14 protein-coding genes are annotated in these 14825 nt (G+C 66.0%); 9 read left to right on the top strand and 5 right to left on the bottom strand.

The genetic code is table 11. From position 1 onward, the window contains the following. Window positions 1-2: 2 nt before the first annotated feature. The 3 genes from AAHS21_RS20855 to AAHS21_RS20865 form a co-directional block, all read right to left on the bottom strand. Window positions 3-1109 carry an NAD(P)-dependent oxidoreductase gene (locus tag AAHS21_RS20855; RefSeq protein WP_342929460.1) on the bottom strand — a complete coding sequence of 369 codons (1107 nt, stop codon included), beginning with the start codon at window positions 1107-1109 and terminating at the stop codon, window positions 3-5. 8 nt (window positions 1110-1117) lie between these two features. Beyond that, a complete protein-coding gene (locus AAHS21_RS20860) occupies window positions 1118-1648 on the bottom strand; it encodes a nuclear transport factor 2 family protein (RefSeq protein ID WP_342929461.1) in 531 nt (176 codons plus the stop codon). An 85-nt stretch (window positions 1649-1733) separates the two neighbouring features. Then, on the bottom strand, window positions 1734-2546 hold the full coding sequence (locus AAHS21_RS20865; RefSeq protein WP_342929462.1) for a thioesterase family protein: 813 nt from the start codon (window positions 2544-2546) through the stop codon (window positions 1734-1736). A 378-nt stretch (window positions 2547-2924) separates the two neighbouring features. Between AAHS21_RS20865 and AAHS21_RS20870 the strand changes: the two genes are divergently transcribed. Genes AAHS21_RS20870 through AAHS21_RS20885 form a run of 4 tightly spaced genes read left to right on the top strand, consistent with a single transcriptional unit; the run spans window position 2925 to window position 6463 of the window. Then, a complete protein-coding gene (locus AAHS21_RS20870) occupies window positions 2925-4220 on the top strand; it encodes an acyl-CoA dehydrogenase family protein (protein ID WP_342929463.1) in 1296 nt (431 codons plus the stop codon). Further along, window positions 4217-5236, top strand: coding sequence for an NAD(P)-dependent alcohol dehydrogenase (locus AAHS21_RS20875; RefSeq protein ID WP_342929464.1), 1020 nt, complete (start codon window positions 4217-4219; stop codon window positions 5234-5236). Before AAHS21_RS20870 ends, AAHS21_RS20875 begins: the two co-directional genes overlap by 4 nt. A 17-nt stretch (window positions 5237-5253) precedes the next feature. Continuing rightward, complete coding sequence (locus AAHS21_RS20880; RefSeq protein ID WP_342929465.1) at window positions 5254-5838, top strand: TetR family transcriptional regulator; 585 nt, start codon at window positions 5254-5256, stop codon at window positions 5836-5838. Window positions 5839-5878: 40 nt separating this feature from the next. Continuing rightward, window positions 5879-6463 carry a helix-turn-helix domain-containing protein gene (locus tag AAHS21_RS20885; protein ID WP_342929466.1) on the top strand — a complete coding sequence of 195 codons (585 nt, stop codon included), beginning with the start codon at window positions 5879-5881 and terminating at the stop codon, window positions 6461-6463. Here AAHS21_RS20885 and AAHS21_RS20890 read toward each other — a convergent pair whose 3' ends face one another. Beyond that, on the bottom strand, window positions 6464-7228 hold the full coding sequence (locus tag AAHS21_RS20890) for a glucose 1-dehydrogenase (protein ID WP_342929467.1): 765 nt from the start codon (window positions 7226-7228) through the stop codon (window positions 6464-6466). Next, the gene (locus AAHS21_RS20895) at window positions 7225-8256 is read right to left on the bottom strand and encodes a phosphotransferase family protein (RefSeq protein WP_342929468.1); all 1032 of its coding nucleotides are present in this window, start codon (window positions 8254-8256) and stop codon (window positions 7225-7227) included. Before AAHS21_RS20895 ends, AAHS21_RS20890 begins: the two co-directional genes overlap by 4 nt. A gap of 226 nt (window positions 8257-8482) precedes the next feature. Between AAHS21_RS20895 and AAHS21_RS20900 the strand changes: the two genes are divergently transcribed. From AAHS21_RS20900 to AAHS21_RS20920, 5 genes are all read left to right on the top strand, one after another. After that, window positions 8483-9715 carry an acyl-CoA dehydrogenase family protein gene (locus tag AAHS21_RS20900; RefSeq protein WP_342929469.1) on the top strand — a complete coding sequence of 411 codons (1233 nt, stop codon included), beginning with the start codon at window positions 8483-8485 and terminating at the stop codon, window positions 9713-9715. A gap of 32 nt (window positions 9716-9747) precedes the next feature. Continuing rightward, entirely contained in the window at window positions 9748-10614 is an 867-nt protein-coding gene (locus AAHS21_RS20905) for a hypothetical protein (protein ID WP_342929470.1), read from the top strand. Window positions 10615-10635: 21 nt separating this feature from the next. Then, entirely contained in the window at window positions 10636-11814 is a 1179-nt protein-coding gene (locus AAHS21_RS20910; protein ID WP_342929471.1) for a cation:proton antiporter, read from the top strand. 112 nt (window positions 11815-11926) lie between these two features. Next, window positions 11927-14278 carry a heavy metal translocating P-type ATPase gene (locus tag AAHS21_RS20915; RefSeq protein WP_342929472.1) on the top strand — a complete coding sequence of 784 codons (2352 nt, stop codon included), beginning with the start codon at window positions 11927-11929 and terminating at the stop codon, window positions 14276-14278. Window positions 14279-14454: 176 nt separating this feature from the next. Then, window positions 14455-14706: a hypothetical protein gene (locus AAHS21_RS20920; RefSeq protein ID WP_342929473.1), complete on the top strand. Its 252-nt coding sequence runs from the start codon at window positions 14455-14457 to the stop codon at window positions 14704-14706. Window positions 14707-14825 lie beyond the last annotated feature (119 nt).

A 14825-nucleotide genomic window follows, 5' to 3' on the forward strand; every position in this document is an offset into this window, starting at 1 on the left:
GCTTACTTATCGGCGTGGGCCAGCGCCGCAGGGCCGTATTTGTTTTCGATCATCGCCCAGGGGTCGGAGTAGGGACCGCGGCCCTCGGCGCGGTTCTGCAGCTTGAGCACGAGGCGCAGCACCGGCCGCAGTATCGGACCCAGGACGCGCAAGACGGTGCGCGTTTTCCCCTGGGATTTACTAACCCAGTCCATGGTCTGCTGCCAGTCGTGCTCTTGAAAGTCAAGCAGCGCTTGCGCTTCCGTGGTGTCGTACCAGCCGGTGAAGCTCCAGCCCCGGTCGTCGTCGGGATCGCCGGTCAGACCCGCCGACGGACCGAGGCGACCCAGTCCGACGGCGGTCATCAGGTCACCCTCGAGTTCATGCTGAAGCATCACGCACGTTTCGTTTCCACCGATCAACAGCGCCTTGCCGGAAATCGCGGCTTCGCGATCGACACCGTTGGCGAATGCCAGCGCCGCGTCTCGGGCGTCTACCGTGTGAATCCGGTTGTCGACGGGCATAGACCGCATGATCACCAGGTTGTCACCGTCCACACCACCCGATTGGGTATCCGGTGAGATGACGCCGGCCAGTCGGTACAGCGCATGCGGAAGACCGCTGGCCCGTACCCCGGCCTCCGCCAGCACTTTGTCCTGCCCGTACTGATCGATGGGGTTCACCGGAGTATCGGGAGTGATCCGTTCTGGAAACCGGTAGGGATTGCGCGAGCCGTACACCGCGGCACTGGACGCCAGCAGGAACAGTGGGGGCCGCGGCAGGGCGGTGGCCGCCGCCAACAGGTTTTCGGTGCCCCCGACGTTGACCTTCCGTGCCAGTGCGGGATTGCGGTATGACACCGGTGCGACCACCGCGGCCAGATGAATGATGGCTCCCGGCTGGTGGGTCATGATCAGCTCGCGCACCGCTTCGGCGTCGGTCAAGTCGACGTAGCTGGTAATCAGCGCCTCGGGTTTGGCGCTGGCCGACAATTCCTTCTGCACCGCAACGGTTTTGTCGTTTCGTAGGTCGGTCGCGATGACCGTTCGGCCCCGCTCGAGCAGAATCTGAGCGCATCGCTTGCCGACCTGTCCGAACGCGCCGGTGACCAGGATGGTGTCGACAGTCATGAAGTCTCCTATTTCTCCAGCAGCCGGTTGGCGAACCTGGCGGCGGTATTGCGGATCCGGTTGGAGATGTAGAACGAGAAAAACGGTGTGACGATGTCCTCGCGCAGCCGAGTTAGCTTGGAGCTCTTGATAAGCCACTGCCCGGCCACGAATTCGTAGGTCTCGTGGTAATGGCCGAAGCCCACCAGGCTCAGACCGGGCCCGAACCGCACGACATCTTGCAGCGCCCACACCCCGCGCGCCGTCGTCGCGGACGTGAGCTCGATCTCGGGGGCGTGTACCTGGTGCGCCGTGGCCTGTGCGGCGCGTCCGATGCTCTTGCGGGTGAACGCGACGAAGTCGTCGGCGCCGGTGATCAGTTTTCCGCCCGCCGCGCAGGTGTCGCTGACGAAGTCGTCGGCGAAGATCGCACGCCACGCGGCCCAGTCCTTGGTGTCCAGGTACCGGCAGTAGCGGGCCTTGAGTTGCTTGATGGACTCGATCGCCAGCAGTGCGGCGGCCTGGTCGTCCGCAATCACATCGTTGGCGCGCTCAGTCATTGCGGCTCGATTCTGGTGCACGGGTCTTTCTCGAGGTCACGCCCAGCCTGACATTCATCCGCTAGCCGCTCATCAGCGGGGCCGGTCAGGCCTTGAAGTAGACGATCTGATGCGTGGTGGCCAGCAGCACGCCGTGGCGACTCCACACTTGCGCGCTCTGATCGGAGTACCCGTGGGTGAACCGATCGGCGTGAGCGCAGGCCAGGACGAAGTCGCCGCCAAGCGCGTCCAGCTCCTGCTGATCGGCATGGAAATAGATCGTCATCGAGATGGTCCCGACCGGGACGACGCCGCCGCGGCGCTGAAACACCCGCGGATAGAACACGTCGCACAGGGCGGCCAGCGCCGGGTAGTCGACCGGGCGCTGCGCGCGGTCACGCACCCACAGTGCGATCTCCGATGCCGGGCTGGGCCGGGCGCCGGGGCCGGGAAACGCTCCCTCGGCGAAGCGCATGTCGTACAGGCGCGCCCAGGCGACGACGGTCTCCGGGCCACCTCCGGGGGTCAGTTGTTCCGGGGGAGGCGCGCTCGGTGGCCGCGCTTCGGTGTCGGCCCAGGTGTCGCGCCGGATACCGAAGACCGCGGTCGCCGTGGTCTTGACGTCACCGTCCTGGCTGAGTTCGGCTATCCAGTGCTGACTGCTGCGATTGGTGCGCGGGGTCCGAAGGCAGATGTCGAAGTCGCCGTCGGCGACGGGGCCGGCGAAGTTGACGGTCACCGCCAACGGCTCACCGATACAGCCGGGGTGAGTCTCGATGGCACGCAGCAGGACTGCCGCGGTGATCCCGCCGAACGGGCCGACCATGTTGGCCCACTCCGGATGCGTGCGGCCGCGCCTGGTGTCGGCGTCCAGGACATCGAGCCGCAGGGCTCGGTCGAAAGGGTGGGTCGGCGTCATGCTGACGGCAGACTACTTCGCGGCGACCCGAACTCCGGACACCGGGGTTATCACGTTCGGCGCAGGACCCGGCGCACCGGAAACCGGTGTTATTTTGAGAACCCGCCGTGCACCACGTGCTCTGTGATGACGACATGGGTGCGGCGCGCTTCACGATGCGGGCAACCGCGTTGTTCGCCGGGCGACAACCCTACGAGAACGAGTACTGCGTGTGGGTGCAGGTGCAAGACGGGTTGATTATCCGTTGCCCATGCGACAGCGCAATTCAGCTCCTGATCGATCGAGGTGCAGCAGGTGTTGCCCTGATACATGACACCATGATTACACTGTTATTTCGCTGTAAGGATTGTCGATGCCGCGAGCACGGTGAGGAACGCGATGGCATGGGATTTCGAGACGGATCCGGATTTCGCTGAAAAGCTCTCCTGGATGCGCGATTTCATCGATTCCGAGATTATCCCGCTGGAACCGGTCCTCGCCGAGATTTCACCCGACGAGTGGCAGCCGGTCAAGCGCTACCTGCAGGACCGGGTCAAGGCGCAGGGGCTATGGGGTTTGTTCCTCGATCCCGGCCTGGGCGGTGCGGGGCTGGGCCAGCTTAAGCTCGCGCTGATGTCGGAGATCATCGGCCGCTGCATGGTGTCGATGGAGCTGTTCGGGGTTCAGGCGCCCGACAGCGGGAACATGGAGTTGCTGGCACACGCAGCGACCGACGCGCAGAAGCAGCGCTGGTTGTACCCCAACCTCAGCGGCGAGATATCGAGCGCGTTCGCGCTGACCGAACCATTCCTGGCCGGTGCTGACCCGACCGTGATAGCCACCACTGCCGTGCTCGACGGGCAAGACTGGATCATCAACGGCCACAAGTGGTTTACCACAAACGCGTCGTGCGCCGACATCATCTTGGTGGTCGCGGAGACCGATCCTGCCGGCCGGCCGCACCGGCACGCGTCGATCTTCGTGGTGCCGACCGGAACGCCGGGATGCAACATCGTCCGGGACATTCCGACCATGGCGCATCCCGACCCGGAGTTCGGCCGGCGTGGCAACCATGCCGAGGTGGTGTTTACCGACTGTCGGGTTCCCGCGGATCACCTGATCGGCCCGCGGGGCGGCGGATTCGTGCTCGCGCAGCAGCGTCTCGGCGGCGGGCGTATCCACCACTCGATGCGTTGGCTCGGGCAGGCGCAGCGCGCCCTGGACATCATGGGTGAACGCGCGGTCTCGCGCCGGTCGCACGGTCGACTGTTGGGCGAACACCAGATGGTGCAGGACTATATCGCGTTGTCGCACACAGAGATTCAGGCAGCAAGATTGCTAACCTTCCAGACCGCTTGGAAGATGGACCGTTTCGGCGCGGCGCAGGTGCGTGCCGAGCTGGGCATGATCAAGGCTCACGTGTCGAAGGTGGTGCTCGCGGTGCTCGATCGCACCATCCAGGTGTGCGGGGCGCTGGGGTACTCCGGGGACCTACCGGTCGAATCCTGGTACCGGATGACGCGGTTCGGATCGATCGGCGACGGGCCCGACGAGCTGCACAAGTCGGTGTTGGCCCGGCATGTGCTCAAGAAGTACCGTCCGGTGCAAGGTTGGCCGACCGACCACCTTCCGTCGCGGCGGCCGGCAGCGGAACTGAAGTGGCAGGCACTACGTCAGGAGGCAGGCGTCGCATGAGTATTCCGGACCGTCAGCAGGCCATCGTCATGCCCGGGCCCGGTGAGCCCGTGCAGACCGTCGAAATGCCGGTGGGTGAGCCCGGTCCCGGGCAGGCACTGGTCAAGGTCAAGGCCTCGAGCCTTAATTTCCACGACAACATCAATCTGATGGGCCTGCTGCCCGGGCCCTGGCCGCGCGTACCGATGACCGATGGAGCCGGGGAAGTGGTGGCGATCGGGCCGGGAGTCGACGAGCTGCGGCCCGGGGATCGGGTCATGGGAGCGTTTCATCCGGGCTGGCACGACGGGCCGCCCAACCCGGAAGTCAAGCGTGAGGTGCCCGGCGACACCTGCGACGGGTGGCTGCAGCAATACCGGGTCGAACATGTCGCCGGCCTGGTCCGCACGCCTGAGCACCTCAGCGATGTCGAAGCCGCGACGATCCCCTGCGCGGGCGTCACGGCGTGGAGTGCGTTGGTGGAAGCCAACATCGGTGAAGGGGACGTGGTAGTGACCCAGGGCACCGGCGGGGTATCGCTGTTCGCCGTGCAACTAGCCCGGGTGCGGGGTGCCACCGTGATTCTGACCTCGTCGTCCGACGACAAACTCAAGGTCGGATCGGACTTGGGGGCAACGCATCTCGTCAACTATCGAACCACCCCGGACTGGGAGGCGCAGGTAAAGGAACTGACCGCCGGTCGCGGCGCCAAGTTGGTCGTCGACCTCGGTGGTCCTGCGACGCTGCCGCATTCGCTGCACGCGGCCGCCATCGGCGGCACAATCGCGGTGATCGGTGTGCTCAGCGGATTCGACATGGCGTCCATCGCGGTTGCCGAGGTGATGCTGAACAACCTGCGCGTCATCGGAATCACGGTGGGCAGCGTCCGCGCTCACCGCGAGATGTGCGAGGTGGTGTCCACGGCCGGCATCAAACCGCAGATCAGCCACGTCCTCGACTGGGAGCAGCTCGACGAGGCGCTTCGGGTGATGCGAGCAAACGAACACATCGGCAAGATCGCCCTGACCGTCCCGTAGCTTGCGAGGAGAAAGACGTGCCCAGCGAACTGGACCTCGACGCCGACCAGATCGTCGCGGCCGCAGTGGAAATCATGCGGGAAAGCGGCCTGGATGCGATCAGCATGCGCAGCGTGGCCACCCGGTTGGGCGTCACGCCGCCACCGGTCTACTCCAGAATCGGAAACAAGGATGCCCTGATCGATGCGGTCGCCGAGCATATGCTCGACGATCTCGCTCCGGAGCCCGAAAGCGACGAATCCTGGCCGGACTACGCGCGCCGCTGGACCCGTCAACTCCGCGCACGGCTGACCGACGCCGCCGACTGCCGGCTCTTCCTGCAGGCGAAGCGCCCGGCCTATCTGAAAGCATCGCGCCCGCTGCTGAAAAGCATGCGCCGCGATGGTATGTCGACTGATATGTCAGTGCGGGCCTGCCGTCTGTTGACCTGGGCGGCCGTGGGTTTCGTAGCCATGGACCATCCGCCGGGCACCAAGTCGACGCGCCGGAAGGGCCGCCTGGCCGGCAGCGACCCGGCAGGGGCGACTCGCGAGGAAGTCGACGAGTTGTTCGCCACGCACATCGACTACCTGATCGAAGGTATTCGCCGCGACAGCGCTTAGCCTGCAGTGTCGGCGCGACCCGGGCTTGTACGATGCAGCGATGGCCAAGCCGCTGATCCCGGCCGACGACATCCTCACCCACGCGCTGGACATGCTGGATTCCGAGGGCATCGAGGCTCTCAGCGTTCGTCGACTATCGGCCGCACTGAAGATCTCGCCGCGGACGCTGTACCAGCAGGTCGGCAATCGCGAAGCATTGATCAGGGCGCTGGTCGCGCGCCACTTTGCGCAGCTGAAGCTCGACTTCAAGGAATACGACACCTGGGAGTCGACGGCACTGCATTGGTGTCAGGCATTGCACAACGCCCTGCGAGCGCATCCGTTTCTGACTGAGTTGATGACCATCGACGACCGCAGCGCCGTTGCCGATTATGTTAATGCGTTACTCAAAGCGACTCTGCAAGAGGGAATTCCGCGCCCGCTGGCCACCGAGTGCTGCCGTGGCCTGGCGCACATGACGATCAACCATTCCATCGTCGAGGTGCGCGGGCTACGTGAACCGAAGCGCTCGGAATCCGAGACAGCCAAGATCGAGCGGAATTTTCCCCGGCTGGTCGAGTGGGTGATTTCCGGGGTGCGCGCCGAGGCCGGGGGCGTCGATGCCGCGGCGAAGCGGTGCCGCTGATCAGCCGGAGACACCGCCGTCGATGGTCATGAGTGATCCGGTGGTGTAACTCGATGCGTCGGAGAGCAAATAGAGAACAGCGCCGACGATCTCGTCGGGCCGGCCCACCCGTCGAAGCGCGATGCGGCGGACCAGCTCCGGCAGCAGGTCGGGGTCGCGGACGAAACCCGACGCCGCGTCGGTATCGAAGGTCCCGCAGATGATCCCGTTGACCCGCACGCCTACACCGGCGTATTCGATGGCCGAGGCGGTGGTCAGCGCGTTGAGGCCGGCTTTGGCCGCCGCGTAGACCGTGGTGACGGGGGTGGGCTTCACCGACGCCAGCGAACTGATGTTGATGACCGATCCACCGCCGGTCGCGGCCATTGCTGTGGCAGCCAGCGCCGTCAACCGGGTTGGGCCTTTCAGGTTGACGCCGATCACCTTGTCGAACAACACCTCTGAGGTTTCCAGCAGCGAGGGCGCAAGCGGGCTCATGCCGGCGTTGTTGACCAAGCCGTCCAGCCGGCCCCACCGGGAAACGGCGGTCTCGACGACCCCGGGTAGGGACTCCCAATCGCCGACATGGCAGGCCAACGGGTGGGCCTGCCCGCCCGACTCGGTGATCGTGGCAGCCAATGCCTGGCACGACTCGATCTTCCGGCTGGCGATCACCACGCGTGCGCCGCGCGCGGCGAGCCCGACACTCATCGCAGCACCCAGTCCGCGGCTGCCGCCGGTGACCAGGATGACCCGGCCGGACACGTCGAACAGCTCGTCAATCATTGCGCGAACCTCCTTGCGCGGCTGAGCAGTTCATCGATGACCGCCCCGAAGAACTCATGGACCGGATTGCGAGACTCACCGCGCCGAAACTTCGCGTACGACGCCTCCAGGACGATCGCCAGCTTCCACGCGCTGAACACCTGATACCAGCCGAACTGTGACAGGTCGCGGCCGGTGGCCTCGCCGTAGCGCTCGATCAGTTGATCCGGTGTCTGGCAATGGTCGCGATCAATGCCGTGCGGGGCGTCCGGCGACCCCAGCGCGATGGGATTTCCGGCCTCGGGCCAGAAGATCATCGCCCATGCCAGGTCGATCAGGGGATCGCCCACCGTCGTCATCTCGAAGTCGACGACGCAGGCGATCCGTGGTGGCGGCGCGGGTGACCAGATGACGTTGTCCAGCTTGAAGTCCCCGTGCATGACGGTGAGATCGCCGTCGGTGGGCAGGTTCTCGCGCAGCCAGCCGGCGAGCTCGTCCACGCCGTCCAACGCGCGGGTCCGGTAACTCTCCAGTTGCGCGAGCCACCGATCGACCTGGCGCGGCAGAAACCCCTGCGGGTGCGACAATTCGGCCAGTGCCGTGCCCATCCAGTCGACCGAGTGCAAAGCGACCAGGGTGTCGATCAGCTGTTCGCCGATCAGGTGGTGTGACGACCGATCCCGGTGCAGCGCTTCGGGAAGTCCGTCGCGGCGGATCACCCCGCCCTCGACGTACGACATCACGAAAAACGGGGCGCCCAGAATGGCGGGGTCGTCGCTGCGAGCCAGCACCGTGGGCACCGGTATTCCGGCGGCGCCGAGCGTCTCCATGATGCGCGCCTCGCGGATCACTTGGTGGGCGGTGTCCGAGACCGTGGCCAGTGGCGCCCGGCGCACCACCCAGGCCTGCCCCAGCCGGTCGATGCGGAACATCTCGCAGCTGCCGCCTCCGCGAATGGGCACCACCGACACGTCCGCCGCCTCGCCGGTCGCCTCGGCCAGCCAATCGCGAAACCGGGGAACGTCGAAACCCGTTGCGGCAGCGGCCATGCGCCGATCCTCCGATCGCCGGTTAAAATAGCGCCGATTCCCAAACATAGCAGCCCCGGACGCGTAATCGAGACGCGCACGCGTTGACCTGCGGCGGCAGGACGTCGATGTGTACAGTCATTAGCCGGGCGCTGTACGGTCGGCCCAGCACACGCTCGAGGTTTGGGCACGACAACGGCGTCGGGAGGTCAGCTGCGATGACGCGCAGACGAATTCGGCACACCCGGTGACCGACGAGACCGTAGCGGAGTTTCGCCACCGGGCCAGGGCCTGGCTGGCCGAGAACATGCCGCGACAGGGCCCCGCCGAAGCGGCGCTGCTCGAACGCGATGCGCAGGTGTCCTGGCACCGGGCGCGCGAATTGCAAAAGACGTTGTACGACGGCGGATTCGCCGGCATCTGCTTTCCCCGGGAGTACGGCGGTCTCGGGCTGGGCTACGAGTACAAGAAGGCCTTCGACGCCGAGGCGCAAGGCTATGAAACACCGTTGCTGCTCAACGTGCCGTCCTTCGCCATCTGCTGCGCCACGATCCTCGACATGGGCAGCGAGGAGCAGAAGCGCGCTCACATCTCCGCGGCGCTGCGTGGTGACGAAGTGCTGGTCCAATTGTTGTCCGAGCCGAGCGGGGGATCGGACCTCGCGGGCGTCATCACCCGTGCCGACCGCCGGGACGGGCGGTGGATCATCAACGGCGCCAAGACGTGGAGCACCTGGGCTTTCGCCGCGGATTACGGGTTATGCCTGGCCCGGACCGATTGGGACGCACCAAAACATGAGGGGTTGACGATGTTCCTGGTGCCGCTTGCGCACCCCGGAATAACGATCAACCGCATCCGGCAGATCAACGGCTCCATCGAATTCTGCGAGGAATTCTTCGATGACGTCGAGGTGGGCGACGAAGCCGTCGTCGGCGAGCCGGGCAAGGGGTGGGAAGTCGCCTCGCGACAGCTCTACCACGAACGGCGCAGCATGGGCGACGGCTCGGAGTACACCAGCGGCCCGGGAATCTCTGAGGCCGAAGATGTTTCGATCGACCTGCTGGCGCTGGCCGAAAAGACCAACCAGCGCGACGACGAACGCGTCGGCGAGATGATCGGACGTGTCCTGGTCTACCGAACGGTGGCGCGTCAACTCAGCGAGCACGTCTTCCACGCCGTGGCCCGCGGTGCGCTGCCGCCGACCGCGGGATCGATCATTCGCTTGCAGATGGCCGCGGTGCACGACGTCGAAATCGATACTGCGATCGCCGTCGCGGGTACGTCCGCGGTCGTCGAGGACGACGCGGAACTGCTCGATATCGGCATCCGGTATCTGGGCCGCCAGATCGCCAGCATCGGCGGCGGCACCACCGAAATGGCGCGCAACGTGATCGGCGAGCGGGTGCTGAATTTTCCCCGCGAGTACGCCGCCGACCGCGGTGTGCCGTTCAACCAAGTGCGGCGAAACAGACTGTCCTGACCGACGCGAAGTAGGGGAGAGAGGTGGCGCAAGTGAGCGACCAACTGCGAGACATCCGAGAGTTGGCCGGCGACGCCGACGCCTATCGCGATGAGCTGTATCGCCGGTGGACGGGTCTGCTCAGTTACCGCTACATCGGTCGTAAGCACTCGTCGATGGACATTGGCAACGTCGACGACACCGTCGTGATCCGACGCGACATGCGCAACGAGGCAGGCGGCATCATGGTTGCACCGCTGGCTATCTCGTCGCCCGAAGGGTGCCAGACCGACATGGTCGCGGTACCCAACCCGGTCATCGCGTCGGTGCAGATCATCGACCCCGGCTACGACGTCTCCCGGGTCGAGATCGTCGGCTCCGGCATCGTGCACCAAGGCCGCACCATGGGCTACGGGCGGTGCAAGATCGTCGACGCCGACAACCCGGACCGGGTGATCGCGTTCAACGAGGGCCAGGGCGCGATCATCGGGATCCCGCCGGAAGGGCTTGACAGGATGGACGTTTCGGGTACCGAGCTGATTGTCGAGGACTCGCCTGACCTGCCGCCGCTGTGGGCCGCGTTCGGTGCCTCCAGACGCGACGACGGGCACTGGATACTGCCCGCGCTCAGCCTCGAACTCGCCTCGCCGGACGCGGCGCTGCACATCGGGCCCCAGCACGTCGTGCTGGAGACCGCGGCTACCGATCTGGCCGCCGATCTTGCCGGGACTCGCGAGGTGCAGGTCGTCAGCTGGCACGTCATGTTCATGTCCCGCGGGAAGGTGGGGCCGTTCCGGGTGGAGGGCACGGCGCATGCCGGCGGTCCCGGACGCATCGGCGTGCGCATGCTGCTGCACGACGAAGGCAACGCGGACAAGGCCGTCACGTCGGCGGCGGCGATCTTCGAGGTGGTCGGCTGAGCGCGCCGCGGGGCTGCTGAGATGTCGGGGTTCGGTTTCGAGACGCTGGCGCTGCTGGCCGCGGTGGGTTTCGCCGGCCCGCTGGTGGCTTCGCTGCCGCGCCTGCGGATTCCGCTTATCGTCGGTGAGCTGCTCGCGGGACTCGTGCTCGGCAAAACCGGTTTCGGTGTGCTCGACGAGTCGAACCCGACGTTTCAGTTATTCGCGAACATCGGCTTCGCGCTGGTGATGTTCGTCGCGGGCACACATGTGCCGGTGCGAAATCCTGAGGTGCGCGCGGCACTGCCGCGGGCGCTGGCGCGAGCGTTGCTGTGCGGCGTCGTCGCAACGGCCCTCGGTGTGGCGTTGGCGTGGTATTTCGGTACCGGCCACGCGGCACTGTACGCGGTGCTGATGACGTCGTCATCGGCGGCGCTGGCACTACCGGTGATCGGCTCGCTGCGCCTGCAGGGGCCGTCCGTGCTCTCGCTCACGGCACAGATCGCCATCGCTGATACGGCCTGTATCGTGTTGCTGCCCTTGGTGATCGACCTGAACAGAGCGCCGACCGCAGCACTCGGTGCACTGGCGATCGCGATGTGTGCGGGACTGGTATACCTGGTCCTACTCGCGGTCGATCGCCGGGGCTGGCGCCAACGCGCGCACGACTTTTCCGAGGATCATAAATTCGCGCTGGAGCTGCGCACGAATCTGCTGGTGTTGTTCGCCCTAGCGGCACTCGCGCTGCGCACCCACGTGTCGATCATGTTGGCCGGCTTCGCATTGGGATTGGTGATCGCGTCGGTGGGCGAGCCGCGACGGCTTGCGCGCCAGCTGTTCGGAATCACCGAGGGGTTCTTCGGTCCGTTGTTCTTCGTCTGGCTGGGCGCCTCGCTGCACGTGCGCGAGCTGGGTGCGCACCCGAAATTGATTGTGTTGGGCGTGGCGCTGGGGCTGGGCGCCGTGTTGGCACACTGTGTCGGCAGGCTGCTCGGTCAGCCGATAAACCTGGCCGCGCTCGCGGCCGCCCAGCTCGGGGTGCCAGTGGCCGCGGCCACGATCGGGAACCAGGAGAACCTGCTCGCGCCGGGCGAAGGTTCGGCGCTGATGCTCGGCGCCCTGCTGACGGTTGCGGCCGCCTCGATCGCCGGCGCGTTGGCGGCACGTCGGCAGTCCGCGACGGACCCGGATAGCGCAGCACGGGGCGACAAACGCGGGTAGCGGGCCGCTACGGCCCAAATACCCGCGACGAACGGGTATTACGGCACTTGCCAGGGAACGCGGTGACTGTTGGACTCTGATCCGGAATTAGTTGTGGCCGAAGGGGTCTGTCATGGACAGCGGTTGCGCTGGCCGCTTTATCCCTCGGGCGCGCTCGCTGGTCGAACCAGCCTTGGCGGTATTCACGTTCGCCGCCTTGGCGGCCGGCGGCATCGCGTGGCTGGCCGGCTGGCGGGAGGTGGCCGACGGCTGCTGGATCGCCGGTACCGCCGCCGCGATCGCGCCGGCTTCGGTGTGGGTGGTGTCAGGCTTGCGGCGCAAGCGCGGCGGCGTTGACATTATCGCGGTGTTGTCACTGGTCGGCAGCCTGTTGGTCGGTGAGTATCTCGCCGGCGCGCTGATTGCTGTGATGATGGCGGGTGGCCGTGCGCTGGATGCGGCGGCCGAGCGTCGCGCGGCACACGATTTGCGTGCCCTGCTCGAGCGCGCCCCACGATTCGCCCGGCGACGGACGGGCACGCAGGTCACCACCATTGCTTTGGCTGACGTCAGTGTCGGCGACGTGCTGGTCGTCGGCCCCGGCGAGGTGGTGCCGGTGGACGGGCGGGTTGCCGACGCGGTGGCCGTACTCGACGAGTCCGCCCTGACGGGCGAATCGCTGCACGTCGAACGCCGCATCGGTGAGCCCGTGCGCAGCGGCGTGATCAACGCGGGCGGCCCTTTCGAAATGGATGCGACCGCAACGGCTGAGGGGAGCACGTATGCGGGCATTGTTCGATTGGCGCAGCAGGCAGGTGCGCAGACCGCGCCCATTGTGCGGTTGGCAGACCGCTACGCGACATGGTTTCTTCCTGCCGCGTTGATCCTGGCCGCCGCGGCGGGATTAGCGAGCGGGTCGCCGGTGCGCGCCGTGGCGGTGCTGGTGGTGGCGACTCCATGTCCGCTGCTGCTGGCGGCACCTGTCGCGATTGTTTCCGGGTTGTCCCGGGCATCTCGGGACGGTGTGGTCATCCGTGGCGGCGGGGTCCTGGAAAACCTGGGCCGTGCGAAAACGTTGGTGATGGACAAGACCGGCACCCTGACGGTGGGACGGCCGACGGTGGTCGATGTGATAGCCGCTCCTGGGTACGACGCGATATCGGTGTTGCGACTGGCCGCATCGGTCGACCAGTTTTCTCCGCATGTCATGGCCGAGGCCATCGTCACCGAAGCGCTGCGCCGCGGCCTGCAGCTGTCGCTGCCTGTCGATGTGCTCGAGCAGCCTGGCACCGGTGTCTTAGCGAGCGTCGACGGACGTCGGGTGTCCGTCGGCAAACTTCCCGCCGATGCTGTGACCGCCGGGTGGACACGAACGGTGCTCAATCGGGCTCGCCTCGACAGCTCGGCCATCGCGTGGGTCTGCACCGGGAATCAGGCGTTGGGTGCTGTTTTCTTGCGAGATCCGCTGCGTCGAGAGGCGCCGCGGACGGTACGACGACTGCGCGAGGCGGGGCTGAATCGGTTGATTATGCTGACCGGCGACCGATTCGAGCCCACCCGCGAAATCGCTACCGTCTTGGGACTGGACGAGGTTTTTGCCGAACAGACACCCGCCGACAAGTACGCCGCGGTGCGCGCCGAAAGTGAACGGGCGTCCACGGTGATGGTCGGTGACGGAGTAAACGACGCTCCCGCGTTGGCCGCCGCCACCGTCGGGGTGGCAATGGGTGCCCGCGGCGCGACTGCCTCTTCGGAAGCCGCCGACGTGGTGTTGACCACCGATCGCATCGATCGCCTTGCCGATGCGATGGACATTGCCCGGTGGTCTCGCCGGATCGCGGTGCAAAGTGCGGTCATCGGTATGACGTTGTCGGTGCTCGCGATGGGGATTGCCGCACTGGGTTGGCTCCCGCCGGCCGCGGGCGCCCTGCTGCAGGAAGGCATTGATGTCGCGGTGATCGCCAATGCGTTGCGGGCTCTGCGAGGCAACCCGGCCACGGAGGTGCCGTTGGCCACCGGCACCGAGCAGTTGCTGCAACGCTTCTCCGCCGAACACGACGAACTGCGCGACGCCATCGGGCTGCTGCGCGACAGTGCGGATCGGCTCGTCGCGGGCCCCGACGCCGCGGCGTTGCAATCGCTTGCCGCCGCATACGCGGTATTGATCGATCGGGTGCTGCCCCACGAACTGGCCGAGGAAACCCAGCTTTACCCGGCGCTGGCCAAACCCTTGGGCAGCGAAGCCACCCCGACAATGAGCCGGACGCATGCCGAGATCCGCAGGCTTTCCGATCGCATCGGAACACACCTCGCCATTGCGCAAGCGGAAGGGGAGATTCAGCCGGGCCAAGTCGATGACTTGCTCGCGTGCCTCTACGGTCTGTACGCACTGCTGCGGCTGCACTTCGTGCAAGAAGAAGAGAATTACTTCGTGCTAGCCGGAGATGAGCAGGATGGTCACGAAAAACGCTGTCCAACAAGGTGATCTGCGGTTGTTGAAGGACCTTGGGCCTGTCGGGTCTGGGACCAAAGGCCCCCTAGACAGGGACTTCGGCGTGGTCGTCAGTGCGACCGAAGCACCGATGGCCGGTTTCGTTCGCCTCTATCGGCCGCATCGGCCCAGTGGTCGGATTGGTCTCAAGGCCGGTGGAGGAGGCTGCGATGAGATTCGTAAAACACACAACGCATGGTGAGCGGATGTATTGCGTGACCGATCGCCTGCACGGTGGCCGCATGGTTCATGTGCACGGTGACGAGATCGCGGCCATCGTCACAACGTGGCTACGAGAGCTGGGTGCCTACAGTCCGCTGGTTGAGGACCTCGCGCGAGCAGCGTGCGTCGGCGATTGGTCTGCGGCCTACGCCGTGGGCAACCAGCTGTCCGTTGAAGTGACCCTTGCGTCTGCTGCCTAGCGCTTGCGGCCCGGACAGCGTGTCTTTCGCACTGGGGCGTGGCCCAAAGTCCCTCGGATCAAGGTCGTCGTTCCCTCGTCCCGTGGCGGTAAACCCGGAATCGTTGACACCAAGATTTT

The sequence above is a fragment of the Mycobacterium sp. 050272 genome, assembly GCF_039023525.1.
GTDB lineage: Bacteria > Actinomycetota > Actinomycetes > Mycobacteriales > Mycobacteriaceae > Mycobacterium.

Coding starts and splice junctions, on each gene's coding strand:
- AAHS21_RS20855 (WP_342929460.1), bottom strand. CDS start 1,109: ATGACTGTCGACACCATCCTGGTCACCGGCGCGTTCGGACAGGTCGGC.
- AAHS21_RS20860 (WP_342929461.1), bottom strand. CDS start 1,648: ATGACTGAGCGCGCCAACGATGTGATTGCGGACGACCAGGCCGCCGCA.
- AAHS21_RS20865 (WP_342929462.1), bottom strand. CDS start 2,546: ATGACGCCGACCCACCCTTTCGACCGAGCCCTGCGGCTCGATGTCCTG.
- AAHS21_RS20870 (WP_342929463.1), top strand. CDS start 2,925: ATGGCATGGGATTTCGAGACGGATCCGGATTTCGCTGAAAAGCTCTCC.
- AAHS21_RS20875 (WP_342929464.1), top strand. CDS start 4,217: ATGAGTATTCCGGACCGTCAGCAGGCCATCGTCATGCCCGGGCCCGGT.
- AAHS21_RS20885 (WP_342929466.1), top strand. CDS start 5,879: ATGGCCAAGCCGCTGATCCCGGCCGACGACATCCTCACCCACGCGCTG.
- AAHS21_RS20890 (WP_342929467.1), bottom strand. CDS start 7,228: ATGATTGACGAGCTGTTCGACGTGTCCGGCCGGGTCATCCTGGTCACC.
- AAHS21_RS20895 (WP_342929468.1), bottom strand. CDS start 8,256: ATGGCCGCTGCCGCAACGGGTTTCGACGTTCCCCGGTTTCGCGATTGG.
- AAHS21_RS20910 (WP_342929471.1), top strand. CDS start 10,636: ATGTCGGGGTTCGGTTTCGAGACGCTGGCGCTGCTGGCCGCGGTGGGT.
- AAHS21_RS20915 (WP_342929472.1), top strand. CDS start 11,927: ATGGACAGCGGTTGCGCTGGCCGCTTTATCCCTCGGGCGCGCTCGCTG.
- AAHS21_RS20920 (WP_342929473.1), top strand. CDS start 14,455: ATGAGATTCGTAAAACACACAACGCATGGTGAGCGGATGTATTGCGTG.